We start from the raw sequence: 15930 nt of genomic DNA, 5'->3' as shown, positions 1-15930 counted from the left end.
ACTTAAATACTGAAAATCGGAAATCGGAACTGAATTGGAAAATTTGAACTATGAAAAACAACGAAATGGCAACAACGTGTATAATTAATTGCTAGTACTCGCCTACTTACGAAAATCCTCACGGATTTTCTATTCGGTTTGTATTTACTAATTTAGTTGCTGAAACACGCAACGAAATCATACACTAGACCGTTACCCAACATTTGATGAAACTAATAGAATTTTTACAAAACATTGAGGAAATTGATGAAGAATCTGTTCTTTATGTCAAAAGAATTGGTGATCAGTTTCTTCCTGATTCAGAAGTTACGATCCTGAATTTAACTGAAGAAGAGTTGGAATGGAAAACTTTTGAAGTCACAGAAAAGAAATGTCCTGGTTTCGAATATTTTATGGAAGCTTTCTTAATAAAAGAATTTATGGAAGGTGTATCTCCACAATATCCCACTCTTGAAAAAAAATGCGACCGATTAATACATTATGTGGAATTTGATGCTTAATAATTGAAAAAGGAAAACCTCGAACAAAGTTTAAGAGAAGCCACTTCTTCCCTATTAGAAATGGCGAGAAATTCTTGTTGGAATAAAATTTCAGATAATACTAGTTACATAATTTCGGAAATAATAAATGACGAGCGGAACTTTTTTGATAGACGAATTGAACGTAAAAAAGTAAACGAAAAGAAAAAAACCAAATCGCTTGAGCAAATAACGGCTGAATTAAAAGACATTTATGAAAATCTGTACGATATAAACTTGTACGTATATAAAAGCAAAAAGGAAAGTACAATAATTGAAATTCAGTACTATCCGAAATCATCACTTGAGTCTGACTTTTATGAAACAGTAAAAGAGAATAATCCAATGTTACATTGTAAAATCGGACTTCCAAATTATCGAAAAAATGATACCAAAAAATTTGACGTGAATTGGGAATTGGGCGGAATTCGTCACGAATGGAATTCATTTTGGAGTCGATTGAAATTCAAATGGAAATATAGAAATCGAATAAAAAACGTTGGTTAACACCGTGTATAATTAATTGCTAGGTTACTACCGACTTACGAAAATTGCTGCGCCAGTTCGCTTCACTCGTGTCCGCTGGAATTTTCAATCTGTGATTTGTTTACTAACTTAGTTGCTTAACCACGCAACTAACCATGCACAATACCGTTGGCTATAACTCAAGGACAACCGAAAAATCATTAAACAGATGAAAGTGAAATTGAACATATTTATTTTTTTCAACGCATTGATTTTATTGACATCTTGTAATGGACAGACCTCAAACAAACAAGTTAAGACTGAAAACATTGTTAAGGGTGATACTGTGTCAGTACTTGGTAATAGCGTAATGGTAATTTTTCAAGACAGTAAGAACGATTATTGGTTTGGTAGCTGGGAAACTGGAGTATATAAATACGATGGAAAAACAATAGTTAATTACACAACAAAACACGGTTTGCTAAACAACAGAATAGATGAAATAAAAGAAGATAAATTTGGCAACATTTATTTTTCAAGCGCAAACGCAACCTCGGAAATATCAAAGTTTAACGGAAAGATATTCACAACTTTGAAGGCAATTCCCAGTGAGAACTGGAAACTTGATTCCACAGATATGTGGTTTAAATACTCTTATGGAAATACAGGGAAAGTATATCGTTATAATGGTACTACTTTATTTGAATTGCAGCTGCCAAATCCACCAAACCTCTCAAACCCTTTTGCTGTTTACAGTATCTACAAAGATAAAGAAGAGAATATTTGGTTTGGTACAAACCCTGTTGGAGTTTGTCGGTACAATGGAAAGTCGTTTGACTGGATTACAGAAGAAGACATAACCGAATTTCGCAACGAAGGTGCAAACGGAGTACGTTCAATTGCGGAAGACAAAAATGGCGACTTTTGGTTCAATACCGAATATCGTTATAGTGTTTACGACGGCACAACATTAAAAGGCAACAAGTTTTACACAAGACATCAAAGCATAGGCAGTTTGGATGGGAAAAAGGATAGCGGTTTGGATGAGTATCTTTCAACAGTAAGTGACAACAATAATAATTTGTGGTTTGTAACCTATCTTGATGGTGTTTGGAAATATGATGGAACGAAAATTACACATTATGCCGTTCAAGACAATGCCAAACAGATTGCTTTATTCAGCATATACAAAGATAACAAAGGTGACCTTTGGCTTGGAACTCACGAAAACGGAGCATATAAATTCAATGGAACAACATTTGAAAAATTCATAAAATAACGAATGAAAAAGCCACAGCTAACACCGTGTATAAATTATACACGAAGACGTTGTAAACAATTAAAATAAGACAGAAGTATTCATGCGAATTTCACCCGAAAACATTCAAAAAGTTCTTTACGAACTTTTCGTTAAGTATAAATTCACCACAGAAAAAGCCCAATTAATTGCTAATATTTTTACAGAAAGCACATTAGATGGTGTGAGTTCTCATGGAATCAATCGTGTGCCTCTTTTTATTGAATATATTGAAAAAGGAGTAATTAAAATTGATGCAGAAGCAGAAAAAGTGGCTTCTTTTGGCAACATAGAACGTTGGGATGGTAATCTAGGTCCTGGTATTATAAATGCAACAAAGTGCACAAAAAGAGCTATAGAATTAGCAAAACAGCATGGAATGGGAATGGTTGCATTGCGCAACACCAATCATTGGATGAGAGGTGGAACATATGGAAAACAAGCCGCTAATGACAATTGTATTTCGATTCTTTTTACAAATACTAAACCAAATATGCCGCCTTGGGGTGGAAAAGACAGCAGAATAGGCAATAATCCCTTTGTTGTATCCATACCAAGAAAAAAGGGGCATATTGTATTAGACATGGCAATGTCACAATTTGCATTCGGTAAGATTAACGATTATAAATTAAGAGGTCAAAAGTTGCCTTACCATGGAGGTTGGGATGACAACAATGAACTCTCTAATGATCCTGAAAAAATTTTATTAAAAGAACGCGGATTACCAATCGGTTACTGGAAAGGGTCTGCCCTTTCTATTATACTAGATATGTTGGCCACTATACTATCTGCAGGAAACTCTACCTGCAAAATAAGTTCAAAAGAAATTGAGACCGCCATTTCTCAAGTTTATATCTGCATCTACCCTGAAGTTTTTAATGATAAAGGGCTACAGCAAAAACTAATAGAAGAAATCATTGATTTTACTCATGACGTAGAACCTATAATCCCGGGAGACAATATTTACTATCCAGGAGAACGAAGTTCACAAACCAGAACTAAAAACTTAAAAGAAGGGGTTTTGGTCAACGAAAATATTTGGGAAAAGATTATGGCACTATCAAAAAAATAAGTAAACAAACAACTTATTGAAAGCATATTGTCAAAAACTATTTACAACAATGCATAACAGCAATTACAGCAGATTCGACTACGTCCGAATGCACTCGGAATTGCTAAAGTCTGTGCCAATCCGAAAATAAACGCTAATTTAACCCATAACTAAAGGTTATAGGAGACTATTATGGTTAATGCCGAAAACCTACAAATTTGAATGAACAAAACAATATTTGAAATTACGAAAATGGACTGTCCATCGGAGGAAAATTTAATCCGTATGAAATTGGACAGAATTTCGAGTATTGTGAATTTGGACTTTGACATTCCGAATAGAAAGTTGACCGTTTTTCACAGCGGGGAAATTGACCAAATCGAAAAGTCAGTTATAGAACTGAATTTAGGCGGAAAGAAAATCTCAACGGAACAAACCGACCAAAAAGAATTTAAAGAAAATGAAAATCAGAAAAAACTACTTTGGTCTGTACTTGCCATAAATTTTGCTTTTTTTATAATCGAAATGACAACTGGAATTATTTCAAAATCAATGGGACTTGTTGCCGATAGTTTGGATATGCTTGCAGACAGTTTTGTGTACGGAATTAGTTTGCTTGCCGTTGGCCGAACGTTGATAAAGAAAAAGCGGATTGCTAAACTTGCCGGTTATTTTCAAATTACTCTTGCGATTATTGGATTCGTAGAAGTTTTAAGACGGTTTTTAGGAGACGAGAAACTTCCTGATTTTTCGACAATGATAATCGTTTCGATTTTCGCACTTATTGCAAACGGAATTTGTCTTTACATTTTGCAAAAGTCAAAGAGCAAAGACGAGGCACATATGAAAGCAAGTATGATTTTCACCTCGAATGATGTGATTATCAATTTAGGTGTCATAATTGCAGGACTTTTGGTAAATTGGTTAAGTTCAAGCAAACCTGATTTGATAATTGGAACAATCGTTTTTGTTTTGGTAATTCAAGGTGCAATTAGAATTTTAAAATTGAGCAATTAAGCAAAAAAACACTACTTACAACACTGTGTATAATTAATTGCTTTGGCAAGTGCTTATTTGGAAAATTCCTTCGGAATTTTTTCTGGTTCGTTTTTGTTTACTAATTTAGTTACTTAACCACGCAACTAACCATACACAACAACGTTTAGCAAAATTTGAATGAAACGAATTGTAGGCTACATATTATTTACTTTATTGAGTGGTTGCTATGTTCCAAATGATATTCCGAATTCGGAATTCAGCTTCGAATTTAACGGTAGAGTTGAGAAATTGGAAGATGCTTTTTTCAACTCTAACTTGAACTATAAAGATATTCCTTCAAACGGATTTCAAAAAAGACCTGAATACAAATTCCATATCAAAAGAAATGATTCTATAATTGATTACAATGTAGCATTAAGTGATTGTCAATCCATTTATTCATTGGTCAAATGGAATGATGACTGGAATTGCAAATCGAGTTACTTACAAGTATGGAATTTCACGCATAATCTCGATTCACTGTCGATTAAAAAAGCAAGAGAAATTTTCAATGACGAAGTAATCACGAAACTGAAACCTATTTTTAAAAGTCTGACTAACGTATACAGATGGGAAGTTAAAAGATTTAGTGAAGATTCCGTTTATGTAGACATATTGAACCAAAAAGGTGAATTACGCAAAAGACATTATTACTCGATGGACACTATCGAAAATTCTATTGTCAACAAGAAAATCGTGAGCTTTGTGGGCGATTCTGTGACTATCTATAGAAAGAACGCATCACAACGATATATGTATTTTGAATCCAAAAAAACTTTGCACAACAACTTGTATAATTAATTACTAGTTTTAGTATAATTACGAAAATTCCACTGGAATTTTCTACCTGTGATTTGTTTGCTAACTTAGTTGCTTAAACAAGCAACCATACACAAACACGTTCGCAAACATTTGAATGGAACAACGAAAGAAAATATCATCTAATATAAAATTCCGAAAATACTTCCTTTCTTGGTTTGTGTTATTACTAGCTTTTATAGTAACTGAATTTTTTAATTTAAGTCGATTTTGGGGTTATACAACTTGGATTATTGCATTACTAACGTTCACCTTGTTTATAGCTTTAAAGAAAGTAGAATTTTCAAAAAGTGCGGTTTATTTTGACAATAAAAGAGTTGAATACGAATCAATAATTGATTTAAAAATATTCGAAGTTCAGCAGAGACCTTTCTATCTTTTTAAAACAAACTCGGAGAATATATTCAAACGATATTACCTCACTCAATTAGGAGGTATTGGTTATTTTTCCATTATTAAAATTTTATTTTCGAGAAAAAATGCATCTGAATTACCACTTGCTGAATTTTTAGCTCTTTTGGATGAGAAATCGAATATATCAAAAAACTAATAACGAATAAAAAGCGATTTGCTAAAACCGTGTATAATTAATTACTAGATCACTGCAGAATTACGAAAATTCCGCTGGAATTTTCTATCTGTGATTTGTTTGCTAAATTAGTTACTTAAATACGTTAGCCTCAATAAACTTCAATAAAAGAATGAAAAAAAATACTCTTATAATATTAACAATCTGTTCAATATTTATTTTGCATCAAGAAATAATCGGACAATCAGAGACAATCGAATTAGAAATTGTAGATAGCCTATTTTCAACATCACTTGAGGAAAATCGTGAATTTTGGGTAAAGCTTCCTGAGAATTACGAACCAAATGGAGACCAAAAATATCCTGTGGTGTATTTACTAGATGGATTCTCTCTACAAAATACTTTGGAAACTGTATATGATAATTATTGGGGGCATTATTTACCTCATATGATACTTGTTGGGATTTCAAATAAAAATAATAGAATAAAAGACCTAACCACTTCCCAAGTTAAAATGAGACGAGGAAGTAGCATGGACGCTGAAACAGGAGGAGCAGAAATATTCACTCAATTTATAGAGAGAGAACTTATTCCACATATTGACAATACATACCCTACAACACCATATAGAACCTTAATTGGCCATTCCTATGCTGGCTTATTTACCATAAACACGCTCATCAATCATAATCATCTATTTGAAAATTACATAGCAATAGATCCAAGTATGGATTGGGATGATCAAAAATTATTGAAACAGGCGAAAGAAAAACTAAAGACAAAAAGTTTTAAAGGAAAATCACTTTATGTATCTCTTGCCGCAGAACAACTCCATATGTTCGATGAAAAAATAACAATAGATAATATTATGACCGATACCTCAGAATATACACTGTTTGCTCGTTCAATAATCGATTTTTCAAAATTTATGGAATCTCGGACTGAAAGTGGATTAAATTTCTCTTGGAAAATTTATCCGGAAGACCTACATGGAACGGTACCCTTACCTTCAATGAGAGATGGATTTATTTTTCTTTTTAACTGGTATCAGTTTAAAACCCCAGAGAAATATAACAACCCGGACACAACCGTGGAAGAATTAACTGAATTATTAAAAAAACAAGAAGAGATATATTTAGCCCATTTTGGTTATCATGTACCTCCAATGATTGAGGAATTGTTAAATGGTTATGGCCATATGAATATGCAAATGGGGCAAACTGAAAGGGCACATATGTTTTTTAAAATGAACGTCCACTATTACCCCAAAAGTGCAAATGGCTATGATTCAATGGCGGGTTATTATGAAGCTCAAAATGATATTCCTAATGCACTAAAGTTTGCTCAAAAGGCTGCTGAATTAAGTGATAATGAATACTATAAAACTAGAATTCAAGAATTGAAAAATAAATAACAGAGGCTAACAATGTATATAAGCCATACCCTTCGGGATACGACTCATACACAAACACGTTGTACCCAAGCTGAAGAATGAAATACGAAAGAAACAAAATAGAACTAGAAGAAAATGGATATTCCGTTTTAGCTGACTTGTATTCGGACAACGAAATAAGCGGAATTTTAGCTTGTATCGAGAATACTGAACAAGACGGAAATTCGTTTATGAAAACAAAGGATTTGTTTGCGATTAGACAATTAATCAAAAATGTACCTGAATTGAGTAAGTTGTTGTTTAACAGAAAACTGACTGAATTAATTGCTGACCTTTCCGAATCCGAATATTTCCTGACAAAAGCCATTTATTTTGACAAACCAAGCGAATCTAATTGGTTTGTGGCTTATCACCAAGATTTAAGCATTTCAGTTGACATAAAAGCCGATTTGGAAAATTATAAGAATTGGACTTTTAAAAAAGGACAACACGGAGTTCAACCACCAATTGAGATTTTACAAGACACAATAACAATCAGAATTCATTTAGACAAAACGGACGAAAACAACGGAGCATTAAAAGTAATCCCAAAATCTCATTTAATGGGAATAGTTCGTGCTGACTCAAAAGATTGGAACATAGAAAACGAATTTGTTTGTGAAGTAGAAAAAGGAGGTGCAATGCTAATGAAACCTCTGACTTTACACGCATCAAACAGAACAACAAATAGAAAGAAAAGACGAGTAATACATTTAGAATTTAATAAACATAATCTGACTGAACCGCTGGCTTGGTTAGAACATTATGAAATAAAGGCAAGTCCACAACAATGGCTATAAGTAATTCCATGTTCTCGTTTACTTCTGAAAATTTTTGCGGATTTTCAGTTGGGTGTGTACTTGCAATGTTAAGTGCTAAACCATGTAATTACTCATAGACAAACACGTTGTACGCAAGCTCAAAAAATCGTTATTGAAATGAAAAATGAACCCAATTGAAAAGTTTAGAAAATGGTATTATAAAGAGACTGAAAAAAGTTCGGTAAAAATACCTTCTGCATGCTGTCTATCTTCTATTGGTATGGACGGATATCCAAATTCGAGATTTGTTTCACTTAAGGAAATTTTAGATAATAAGTTTGTCATAACTGGCCCTCTAAATTCAAAAAAGGGAATAGAATTATTATCTAATCCGAAAGCCTCTCTGACTTTTTGGTGGACAGAAACTGAAAGGCAAATAAGGATACAAGGTGATGCTGTACAAATTGAAGATGAACTTGCAGATAAATATTTTGCAGAACGAAATAAAGAATCACGAATAGTTAGCCAAATAAGTAAGCAAGGTACCGAAATAGAAAGCCTAACAGAACTTATTACATTATTTGAAGAGCAAAAGATTAAGTATGATACCGTTGAAATAAAAAGACCGAATGACTGGTCTGGGTTTTATATTATTCCAAAACGAATTGAATTTATGGAGTTTAAAAAAAACAGATTTCATATTCGTGAATTATTTATTAGGGAAAACAACAATTGGGACAAAATATTGTTACAACCCTAAATACCAGTACATGAAGACGTATATTAGTTGTAAGTAGTAATAAACTCAGAATAAATGACAAAATCAAATAAAACAGTATTAATCATAACGATGCTGACGTGTTTTTTATTCTTTAAATCTTACGCACAAAATTTAGAAATGCACAAATGGAAGAATAGAGTTTTAATCGTTAAGACGTTGGATGCAAATTCTGAAAAGTATCAAGATCAAATAAAAGAATTTAAAAACTCAACTAAAGAACTTATTGATAGAAAATTTGTACTGTATCAGATAGTGACAAAAGATTACGTACTGATAAATTATCAAAATAATGAGTTAAATCATTCTGGCAAAATATCAAAAAAACTTGCTGAAGAAATTTTAAATGAAAAAGCAAATTTTGAAATCATTTTAATAGGTTTAGACGGAGAGATAAAACTGAAACAAACAGAAGTATTGATGAAGGAGGATCTTTATAAAATAGTAGATTCAATGCCAATGAGAAAAAATGAATTAAGAAGAAATAGAACAAAAAATTGAAAACTTAAAGTTATGAAAAAGACAATTTTTATTATAACAATATTGATTTGTGCTCTAACATCTTGCAAACAAAGTACTGCAAGTTATGAAGCGTCGTCAATAAAAGAAACAAAGAAAGTATTTGAAGAAATTAGTTTTATAACCAAGGACAGTATAAAAGTTTATGGAGACTTATACGAAAAAGATAAATCTGCTCCTACTCTTTTGATATTTCACCAAGGTGGTTCTAACACCAGAGCAGAATATAAATCCATAATTCCTGTATTAGAAAAAGAAGGCTTTAATATCCTAACCATAGACCAACGTGTTGGTGGTCAATATTTTTATGGAGGCTATAACAGAACTGTTGCCGAAATTTCTAAAAACGAGTTTCACTATTGTGACGCCTATCCAGATATGGTATCTGCCTTAGAATATATAATAAATAAGGGTTTTACAGGTAAAAAAATACTTTGGGGAAGTAGTTATAGTGCAACATTAGCACTGCAACTCGCTGATGAAAATAAGGATGTTATAGATGGCGTTTTAGCATTCTCTCCGGCTTCTGGAGACGCAATGAAAGATTGCCAACCAATTCCTTATATAGAATCTCTAAAACTGCCTTTACTTTTAATGAAACCTACTTCCGAAATGCAAAGTGAGCGTTCACAAGATCAGATAAAACGAGCTAAGGAAAATGGACATGAAACTTATATTGCAGAAAATGGAGTGCATGGTTCTTCTATGCTAGATGATAATCGGGTTGAAGGTAGCACCGATGATGCTTGGCACATTGTGAAAACTTTTTTATCTCAATTTAAATAATATGCCAAAAGTCCTATATCGTATCTATGTTATAGAATTATCTAAGCGTGTATTTACAGAGAATGCCAAATTTAGAAATGCTAATCCACAGTTTAATGGTGTATTAGAATGTCTCTATGTAGGCATGACGAGCAAGACTCCCAAAGAACGTTTTAAACAACATAAAACAGGTTACAGGACTAAGAAAGGGCATAAAATATCATCCAATATTGTTGAAAAATATGGTTTATATCTGCTCCCTAGTCTATATAATCATATTGACCCATTTTTTACAAGAGCCGAAGCTGTTATTGCTGAAGAGCAAATTGCGTTAGAATTACGCAGAGCACGCTATGCGGTTTGGTATAACTAACTAACTAGAAATTTTTTTAGAGTTTCTTCATAAATCGCTTCGTACATTGGCACTATATTATGCAAATCGAATTTCTTAGATTGCGTTTTAGCATTGGCTTTAAAACGATTTAAAGTATCATTATCTGATAAGATTTTTATCGCATTTCTAGACATATCCTCAACGGCATTTACTTCGCTTAAATATCCGGAATATCCGTCTTCATTAACCTCTGGTAACCCACCAGTATTTGTTGAAATTACGGGTACGCTACTTGCCATGGCTTCTAGAGCTGCCAAACCAAAACTTTCAGTTTGCGAAGGCAATAAAAACAAATCACTAAAGCATAGTATCCTGTCAATCTCATTACTATTTCCAAAGAAAACAACCTTGTCTTGTATGCCAAGTTTTTCTACTAATAGCTCTGCACCTTCTTTCTCAGGCCCTTCACCGACCAACATTAATTTTGCTGGTAATTCTTTTTGAATATTGTAAAAAATCTTTATCACATCAGGTATTTGCTTCACTTCCCGCATATTACTTATATGAGTAATAATACGCTCGTTATCATTAGCCATCATTTCGCGTTGGCAATCTGTAAAGTTATTTAAGTGTTTGTCTAAGTCTATAAAATTTGGTACTACATTAATATCTTTTTTAATATCAAACAAACGCAACGTATCCTTCTTCAAACTTTCAGAAACCGATGTTACGGCATCAGACTTATTAATACTAAAAGTTACTGCAGGTTTGTAGAAAGGGTGGCTTCCAACAAGTGTAATATCGGTACCATGCAATGTGGTTACAATAGGAACAATAATACCTTCATCTAGAAGCATTTGCTGAGCCATATAAGCTGCATAAGCATGAGGGATAGCATAATGTACATGTAATAATTGAATACCATGTAATTTTACCATGTCAACCAATTTACTGGACAAAGCTAATTCATAAGGCTGATAATGAAATAATGGATATTCTGGTACATGTACTTCGTGAAAGTGAACATTGTTACTCAATAGTTCTAATCTAACTGGTTGGCTATATGTTATAAAATGAATTTCGTGACCACGTTTTGAGAGTTCTAGACCTAATTCTGTGGCTACCACTCCACTACCACCAAATGTTGGGTAACAAACAATTCCTATTTTCATGCAAAATTTTTAAAAAATTAAAGTTAAATAAAGTTATAAGTGTCTAAAGTTAAAAATTGCCTAAAGTTTTATGTAGTGTTAGTCAGAGGTTGTTCTTATTACTTACAATTTCGAATACTACTTATTCAATAATAGCTTCGTAGATTAAACGTTGAATCTCGGTTCTAATATTTTCTCTTAGCAGTAAATTTTTACCAGCCTGTGGATAGGTTCGGTTGGCCAAGAAAATATAGACGATTTCTTCCTCAGGATCTGCCCAAGCGTAAGTTCCCGTAAAACCAGAATGCCCAAAACTTGTCATAGATATACAACCACAAGTAGGTCCTTCTTCTCCTAACTGTGGTTTATCAAAACCTATACCTCGTCTATTATCTGCGTGGCAGTAATGGCATTTGGTAAATTTATCTAAAGTTTTGGTTTTAAAATAACGCTTACCTCCATAAAAGCCTTTTTGCATATACATCTGCATTATTTTGGCCACATCATTAGCATTACTAAAAACACCTGCATGTCCACCAATTCCGCCTTGCATTGCTGCTCCCATATCGTGCACATAGCCATGTATCTTCTTGTAGCGATAATAATTATCAACTTCTGTAGGTACTATGTCTTTAAGACTGAATTTTCTTCGTGGATTGTATGTTGTATAATTGGCACCTAAAGATTTATAAAAGCGATCTTGTGTAATTTCATCCAAAGATTTATCATAAAAACCTTCAAGGTAATTTTTAAGAATATAATAAGGTAAATCACTATAGCGATATCGTAATCTTGATAGTAGCTCACTCTCAAGTATTGTTTTTTGAATAGAATCCTTGTAATCATTTCGCATAAAAAGTGTATTCGTCACTTCTACATTAAATTCTTTACTACGCTTTTTTCTATAATATTTTGGGTCTGGTTTTTTTGTTACTGTATCTAAAGTTGAATAGTAAAACGGAATCCAAGGCTTTAATTGTGCATAGTGTGATAGCATTTTTTTGAGTGTAACATTCTTTTTATTTGAAGTTTTATACTCAGCAATTAAATTACCCAATTTGTCATCGAGTGATACTGACCCCTTTTGTTCTAACTCCATTAAAATTGGAAGAGTAGCTAATATTTTTGTCAAAGAGGCAAGATCATAGATATCATCTGAATCAACTTTGTTTTTTTTAGAATAGGTATGATAGCCAAAGTTCTTGTTATATATCACTTTACCTTTTCTTGCTACTAATAATTGAATACCAGGTGTCATTCTATTATTTACTGCATGATTAGCTATAGAATCAATTCGGCTAAGACGTTGTGAGTCCATACCAACACGTTCTGGCAATCCATAACTTAGGTTTAATAGTGCGTTGTAGGTTTCTCCTGTTCCAACCGGGAAAAATTGACCTGTACTAACCGGCAACTTTCCTTTTGCACCAATAGCACCAAAAATAAGTTGTGCTGATTTTTCTTGAGCAATCTTGCTATTTTGATAACTCATTACTATACCTTCAATATTTTCAATAGATAGTAAATCATTTAACGCATAAGGTCTAGCAAAAACATCTAAAATTACAGTATTAGTTCTTGCGATTTCATATAACCAAGCCATTTCCTTTTGTGAAAATTTATATCTCTCCCAAGGGTCATCATTAGATTTATGAAATCCAACTATAACAGTATTATAATTTTGAAGTTTAGTAATTACCCCATCAAGCTTGTCAGCTTTTATTTGATGCACTTTAGTGTATTTTTTTAACTCATCCAAAAAAACTGAGCCTTTAGCGTCACCAAGTGCTACATATGCTATTTTTTTAGTTTCTAAATCACGAAGTGGTAATAACGAAGTTGTGTTTTTTACAACAGTAATTGCACTTTCCATAAGTTGCTCATACAAGACGTCATCTTTTACCCTGTTTAGTTCTTTAGATAAATTGTACAATCCTACCGGAGAATAATTGTGCAATCCAACCTTATACTTAGCCATTAATATCTTCTTAACTGAATGCGATAAACGCTCTTCAGTAATCTCACCTTTGTTGTAAGCTTCTAGGATTTTTTTAGTACCAATTCTAACATCCTCAGACATTAAGAGTACATCATTTCCTGCTAAAAACGCAGCTAAATCTATTGCTCCGGTTTCGTTAAAGTTAGCCGCACCTTTCATGGTTAAAGCATCTGTAAAAATTAATCCTTCAAAGCCTAGTGAGTCTTTTAGAATATCGGTAACAATATGTTTAGAAAGAGAAGATGGTAAGCCAGATTGTTTCTCTAAACTCGGCACATTTAAATGCGCAACCATTACACTAGATAATCCTTCCTTTATGAGTTTTTTATAAGGATATAGCTCAATTGAGTCTATACGCTTGGCACTAAAATTGATTGTCGGTAATTTATGATGAGAATCGTCTTCTGTATCACCATGACCTGGAAAATGCTTTGCATTAGCCAATGTACCGGCACTTTGCATGCCTTTCATAAACGCCAATCCTTTTTCAGTAACATTATCTCTATCTTCACCAAAAGAACGGTTACCTATAATTGGATTTTTAGGATTAGTGTTAATATCCACAGCAGGTGCAAAATTAAAATGTACTCCTAATCGTTTGCAATGCTCCCCAATTAGTCTTCCGGTTTCTTCTACTAATTTATTGTCTGAAATGGCTCCAAGTGTCATATTCCAAGGAAACGCATAAGTAGAATCTAAACGCATACTCAAACCCCATTCTGCATCCATTCCAACTAATAGTGGAATTTTGGAAGCAGCCTGCAACTTGTTATTTAACTTGGCTTGTCGGTATGGTCCACCATTAGAATAAATAACTCCTCCAATATGCTGTTTTTTAATAAGATCAACAACTTTGTCATTAACAGCATCGCTATTTTCGGACATAACTTGAACCATGTATAGCTGACCTATACGTTCTTCAACTGACATGCTATTGTATAAGCTATCAACCCATTTTTGCTGTTGAATAGGATCTTGAGATTGTAAAGGATTACTGATTTGTTCTTGTGCACAATTAAATTGAAAACAAGAGCATATAAGGATAAGGGACAAATAGCGCATTGATATCTTTTATTATTTATAAGTTCGTTTATATGAACTAATATTGTGCCAAAATAGCATAATTAATAAGAAGTTAAAAGACTTTAGGATACTTTTATAAACTGCTTAATTAACAGTTTTAGTCAACATAAAAAGCGTTTTAAACTAAATCTATATGACGATCATGGTATCCTAATAAATATAAAACGCCATCTAAACCTATACTAGAAATAGAACTTTGTGCATTGTCTTTTACTTTAGGCTTTGCATGGTAGGCAATCCCTAAACCAGCAAGGTTTAGCATTTGTAAATCATTAGCACCATCTCCAACAGCAATTGTTTGACCTATATCTATTCCCATATTATTGGCAAGTAATTTGAGATATTCAGCTTTTTTGTTACCATCAACAATTTCACCAATATAACCACCTGTTAGAGTACCATTTATAATCTCTAATTGATTAGCATACACAAAATCGATATCTAATTTTTCTTGAAGATAATGTCCGAAATACGTAAATCCGCCTGAAAGAATGGCTGTTTTGTAACCATAATAATGGAGTGTATCAATTAATCGTTTTGCACCTTTTGTAATAGGAAGATTTTCTGCAACATCATGCAAGACCTCTTCGCTTAAGCCTTCTAAAAGTCTCATTCGCTTTTTAAAACTTTCGTTAAAATCAATTTCACCTTGCATAGCCGACTCTGTAATAGCTCTGACTTCTTCACCTACTCCTGCCCTCTCTGCCAGTTCATCAATGACTTCAGTTTGTATTAAAGTAGAATCCATATCAAAACAGACCAAACGTCTGTTACGTCTAAACATACTATCTTCTTGAAAAGCAATATCAACATCCAATTCCTTAGATATCTCCATAAATTTTGAAGTAAACTCAGTTTTATCACCCAATTTACCTCTTATTGATAATTGAATTGAAGCTCTAGGATATTCCTCCTTTTTAATCAAAGAAGTACGACCAGTAAGACGCTTTATTGAATCGATATTAAGATTCTTTTCTGAAATTACCTTAGTGACCTCTGAGATTTGCTGTGCAGATAGCTTTTCTCCTAATATTGTAATGATGTAACGGTCTTTACCTTGAAGATTAACCCATTTTTCATAGTCGTCTCCAGAAATTGGAGTAAACTTAGCCGTAATACCTAACTCGTAGGCTTTAAAAAGCAAATCCTTTAAAACAGCTGCAGATTTTTTTCCAGATTTAATTTCGAATAATATACCGAGTGATAATGTATCATGAATATTTGCCTGACCTATATCTAATACTTTGGCATCATATTCTGATAGTACACCTGTAAGACCAGAAGTTAAACCTGGTTTATCCTGTCCTGAAATATTTAGTAAAAAAATATCTGTAGCCACTTTTTATAGTTTATGATTGTGGGTTGTAAAATTGACTATTCTATCTGAAATA

At 33.0% G+C, this 15930-nt stretch carries 16 protein-coding genes; 13 read left to right on the top strand and 3 right to left on the bottom strand.

Features of this window, described 5'->3' with window-relative positions:
• Positions 1–206 precede the first annotated feature (206 nt).
• From Q0822_RS17655 to Q0822_RS17595, 13 genes are all read left to right on the top strand, one after another.
• Complete coding sequence (locus Q0822_RS17655) at positions 207–500, top strand: hypothetical protein (protein WP_299126246.1); 294 nt, start codon at positions 207–209, stop codon at positions 498–500.
• A gap of 3 nt (positions 501–503) precedes the next feature.
• Positions 504–1025: a hypothetical protein gene (locus tag Q0822_RS17650; RefSeq protein WP_299126245.1), complete on the top strand. Its 522-nt coding sequence runs from the start codon at positions 504–506 to the stop codon at positions 1023–1025.
• A 193-nt stretch (positions 1026–1218) separates the two neighbouring features.
• The gene (locus Q0822_RS17645) at positions 1219–2262 is read left to right on the top strand and encodes a two-component regulator propeller domain-containing protein (protein WP_299126243.1); all 1044 of its coding nucleotides are present in this window, start codon (positions 1219–1221) and stop codon (positions 2260–2262) included.
• Between the two features lie 82 nt (positions 2263–2344).
• Complete coding sequence (yiaK, locus tag Q0822_RS17640; RefSeq protein WP_299126241.1) at positions 2345–3352, top strand: 3-dehydro-L-gulonate 2-dehydrogenase; 1008 nt, start codon at positions 2345–2347, stop codon at positions 3350–3352.
• Between the two features lie 201 nt (positions 3353–3553).
• Positions 3554–4348, top strand: coding sequence for a cation transporter (locus Q0822_RS17635; protein ID WP_299126240.1), 795 nt, complete (start codon positions 3554–3556; stop codon positions 4346–4348).
• A 159-nt stretch (positions 4349–4507) separates the two neighbouring features.
• Positions 4508–5170, top strand: a complete 663-nt coding sequence (locus Q0822_RS17630) for a hypothetical protein (RefSeq protein WP_299126238.1) — start codon at positions 4508–4510, stop codon at positions 5168–5170.
• A gap of 115 nt (positions 5171–5285) precedes the next feature.
• The gene (locus Q0822_RS17625; protein WP_299126237.1) at positions 5286–5738 is read left to right on the top strand and encodes a hypothetical protein; all 453 of its coding nucleotides are present in this window, start codon (positions 5286–5288) and stop codon (positions 5736–5738) included.
• Between the two features lie 151 nt (positions 5739–5889).
• Positions 5890–7131 carry an alpha/beta hydrolase-fold protein gene (locus tag Q0822_RS17620; protein WP_299126236.1) on the top strand — a complete coding sequence of 414 codons (1242 nt, stop codon included), beginning with the start codon at positions 5890–5892 and terminating at the stop codon, positions 7129–7131.
• Between the two features lie 77 nt (positions 7132–7208).
• Complete coding sequence (locus Q0822_RS17615) at positions 7209–7949, top strand: phytanoyl-CoA dioxygenase family protein (protein ID WP_299126235.1); 741 nt, start codon at positions 7209–7211, stop codon at positions 7947–7949.
• Between the two features lie 145 nt (positions 7950–8094).
• The gene (locus tag Q0822_RS17610) at positions 8095–8670 is read left to right on the top strand and encodes a pyridoxal 5'-phosphate synthase (protein ID WP_299126233.1); all 576 of its coding nucleotides are present in this window, start codon (positions 8095–8097) and stop codon (positions 8668–8670) included.
• A 54-nt stretch (positions 8671–8724) separates the two neighbouring features.
• Positions 8725–9189 (top strand): DUF4174 domain-containing protein, encoded by a 465-nt coding sequence (locus Q0822_RS17605; RefSeq protein WP_299126232.1) that lies wholly within the window; start codon positions 8725–8727, stop codon positions 9187–9189.
• Positions 9190–9201: 12 nt separating this feature from the next.
• A complete protein-coding gene (locus Q0822_RS17600) occupies positions 9202–9993 on the top strand; it encodes an alpha/beta fold hydrolase (RefSeq protein ID WP_299126230.1) in 792 nt (263 codons plus the stop codon).
• 1 nt (position 9994) lies between these two features.
• Positions 9995–10345, top strand: a complete 351-nt coding sequence (locus Q0822_RS17595; protein WP_299126228.1) for a ribose-5-phosphate isomerase — start codon at positions 9995–9997, stop codon at positions 10343–10345.
• Here the strand turns inward: Q0822_RS17595 and bshA are convergent.
• The 3 genes from bshA to serB form a co-directional block, all read right to left on the bottom strand.
• The gene (gene bshA / locus Q0822_RS17590; RefSeq protein ID WP_299126227.1) at positions 10342–11478 is read right to left on the bottom strand and encodes an N-acetyl-alpha-D-glucosaminyl L-malate synthase BshA; all 1137 of its coding nucleotides are present in this window, start codon (positions 11476–11478) and stop codon (positions 10342–10344) included. The genes Q0822_RS17595 and bshA overlap by 4 nt on opposite strands.
• 121 nt (positions 11479–11599) lie before the next feature.
• Entirely contained in the window at positions 11600–14518 is a 2919-nt protein-coding gene (locus Q0822_RS17585) for a glycoside hydrolase family 3 N-terminal domain-containing protein (RefSeq protein WP_299126225.1), read from the bottom strand.
• A 139-nt stretch (positions 14519–14657) separates the two neighbouring features.
• Positions 14658–15878, bottom strand: coding sequence for a phosphoserine phosphatase SerB (gene serB, locus Q0822_RS17580; RefSeq protein WP_299126224.1), 1221 nt, complete (start codon positions 15876–15878; stop codon positions 14658–14660).
• Positions 15879–15930 lie beyond the last annotated feature (52 nt).

It is taken from the genome of uncultured Winogradskyella sp. (assembly GCF_947496485.1).
In the GTDB taxonomy this organism is placed as follows: Bacteria; Bacteroidota; Bacteroidia; order Flavobacteriales; family Flavobacteriaceae; genus Winogradskyella.
Note: the sequence above shows the minus strand (reverse complement) of the source record. Positions and strands in the feature narration are given on the sequence as shown.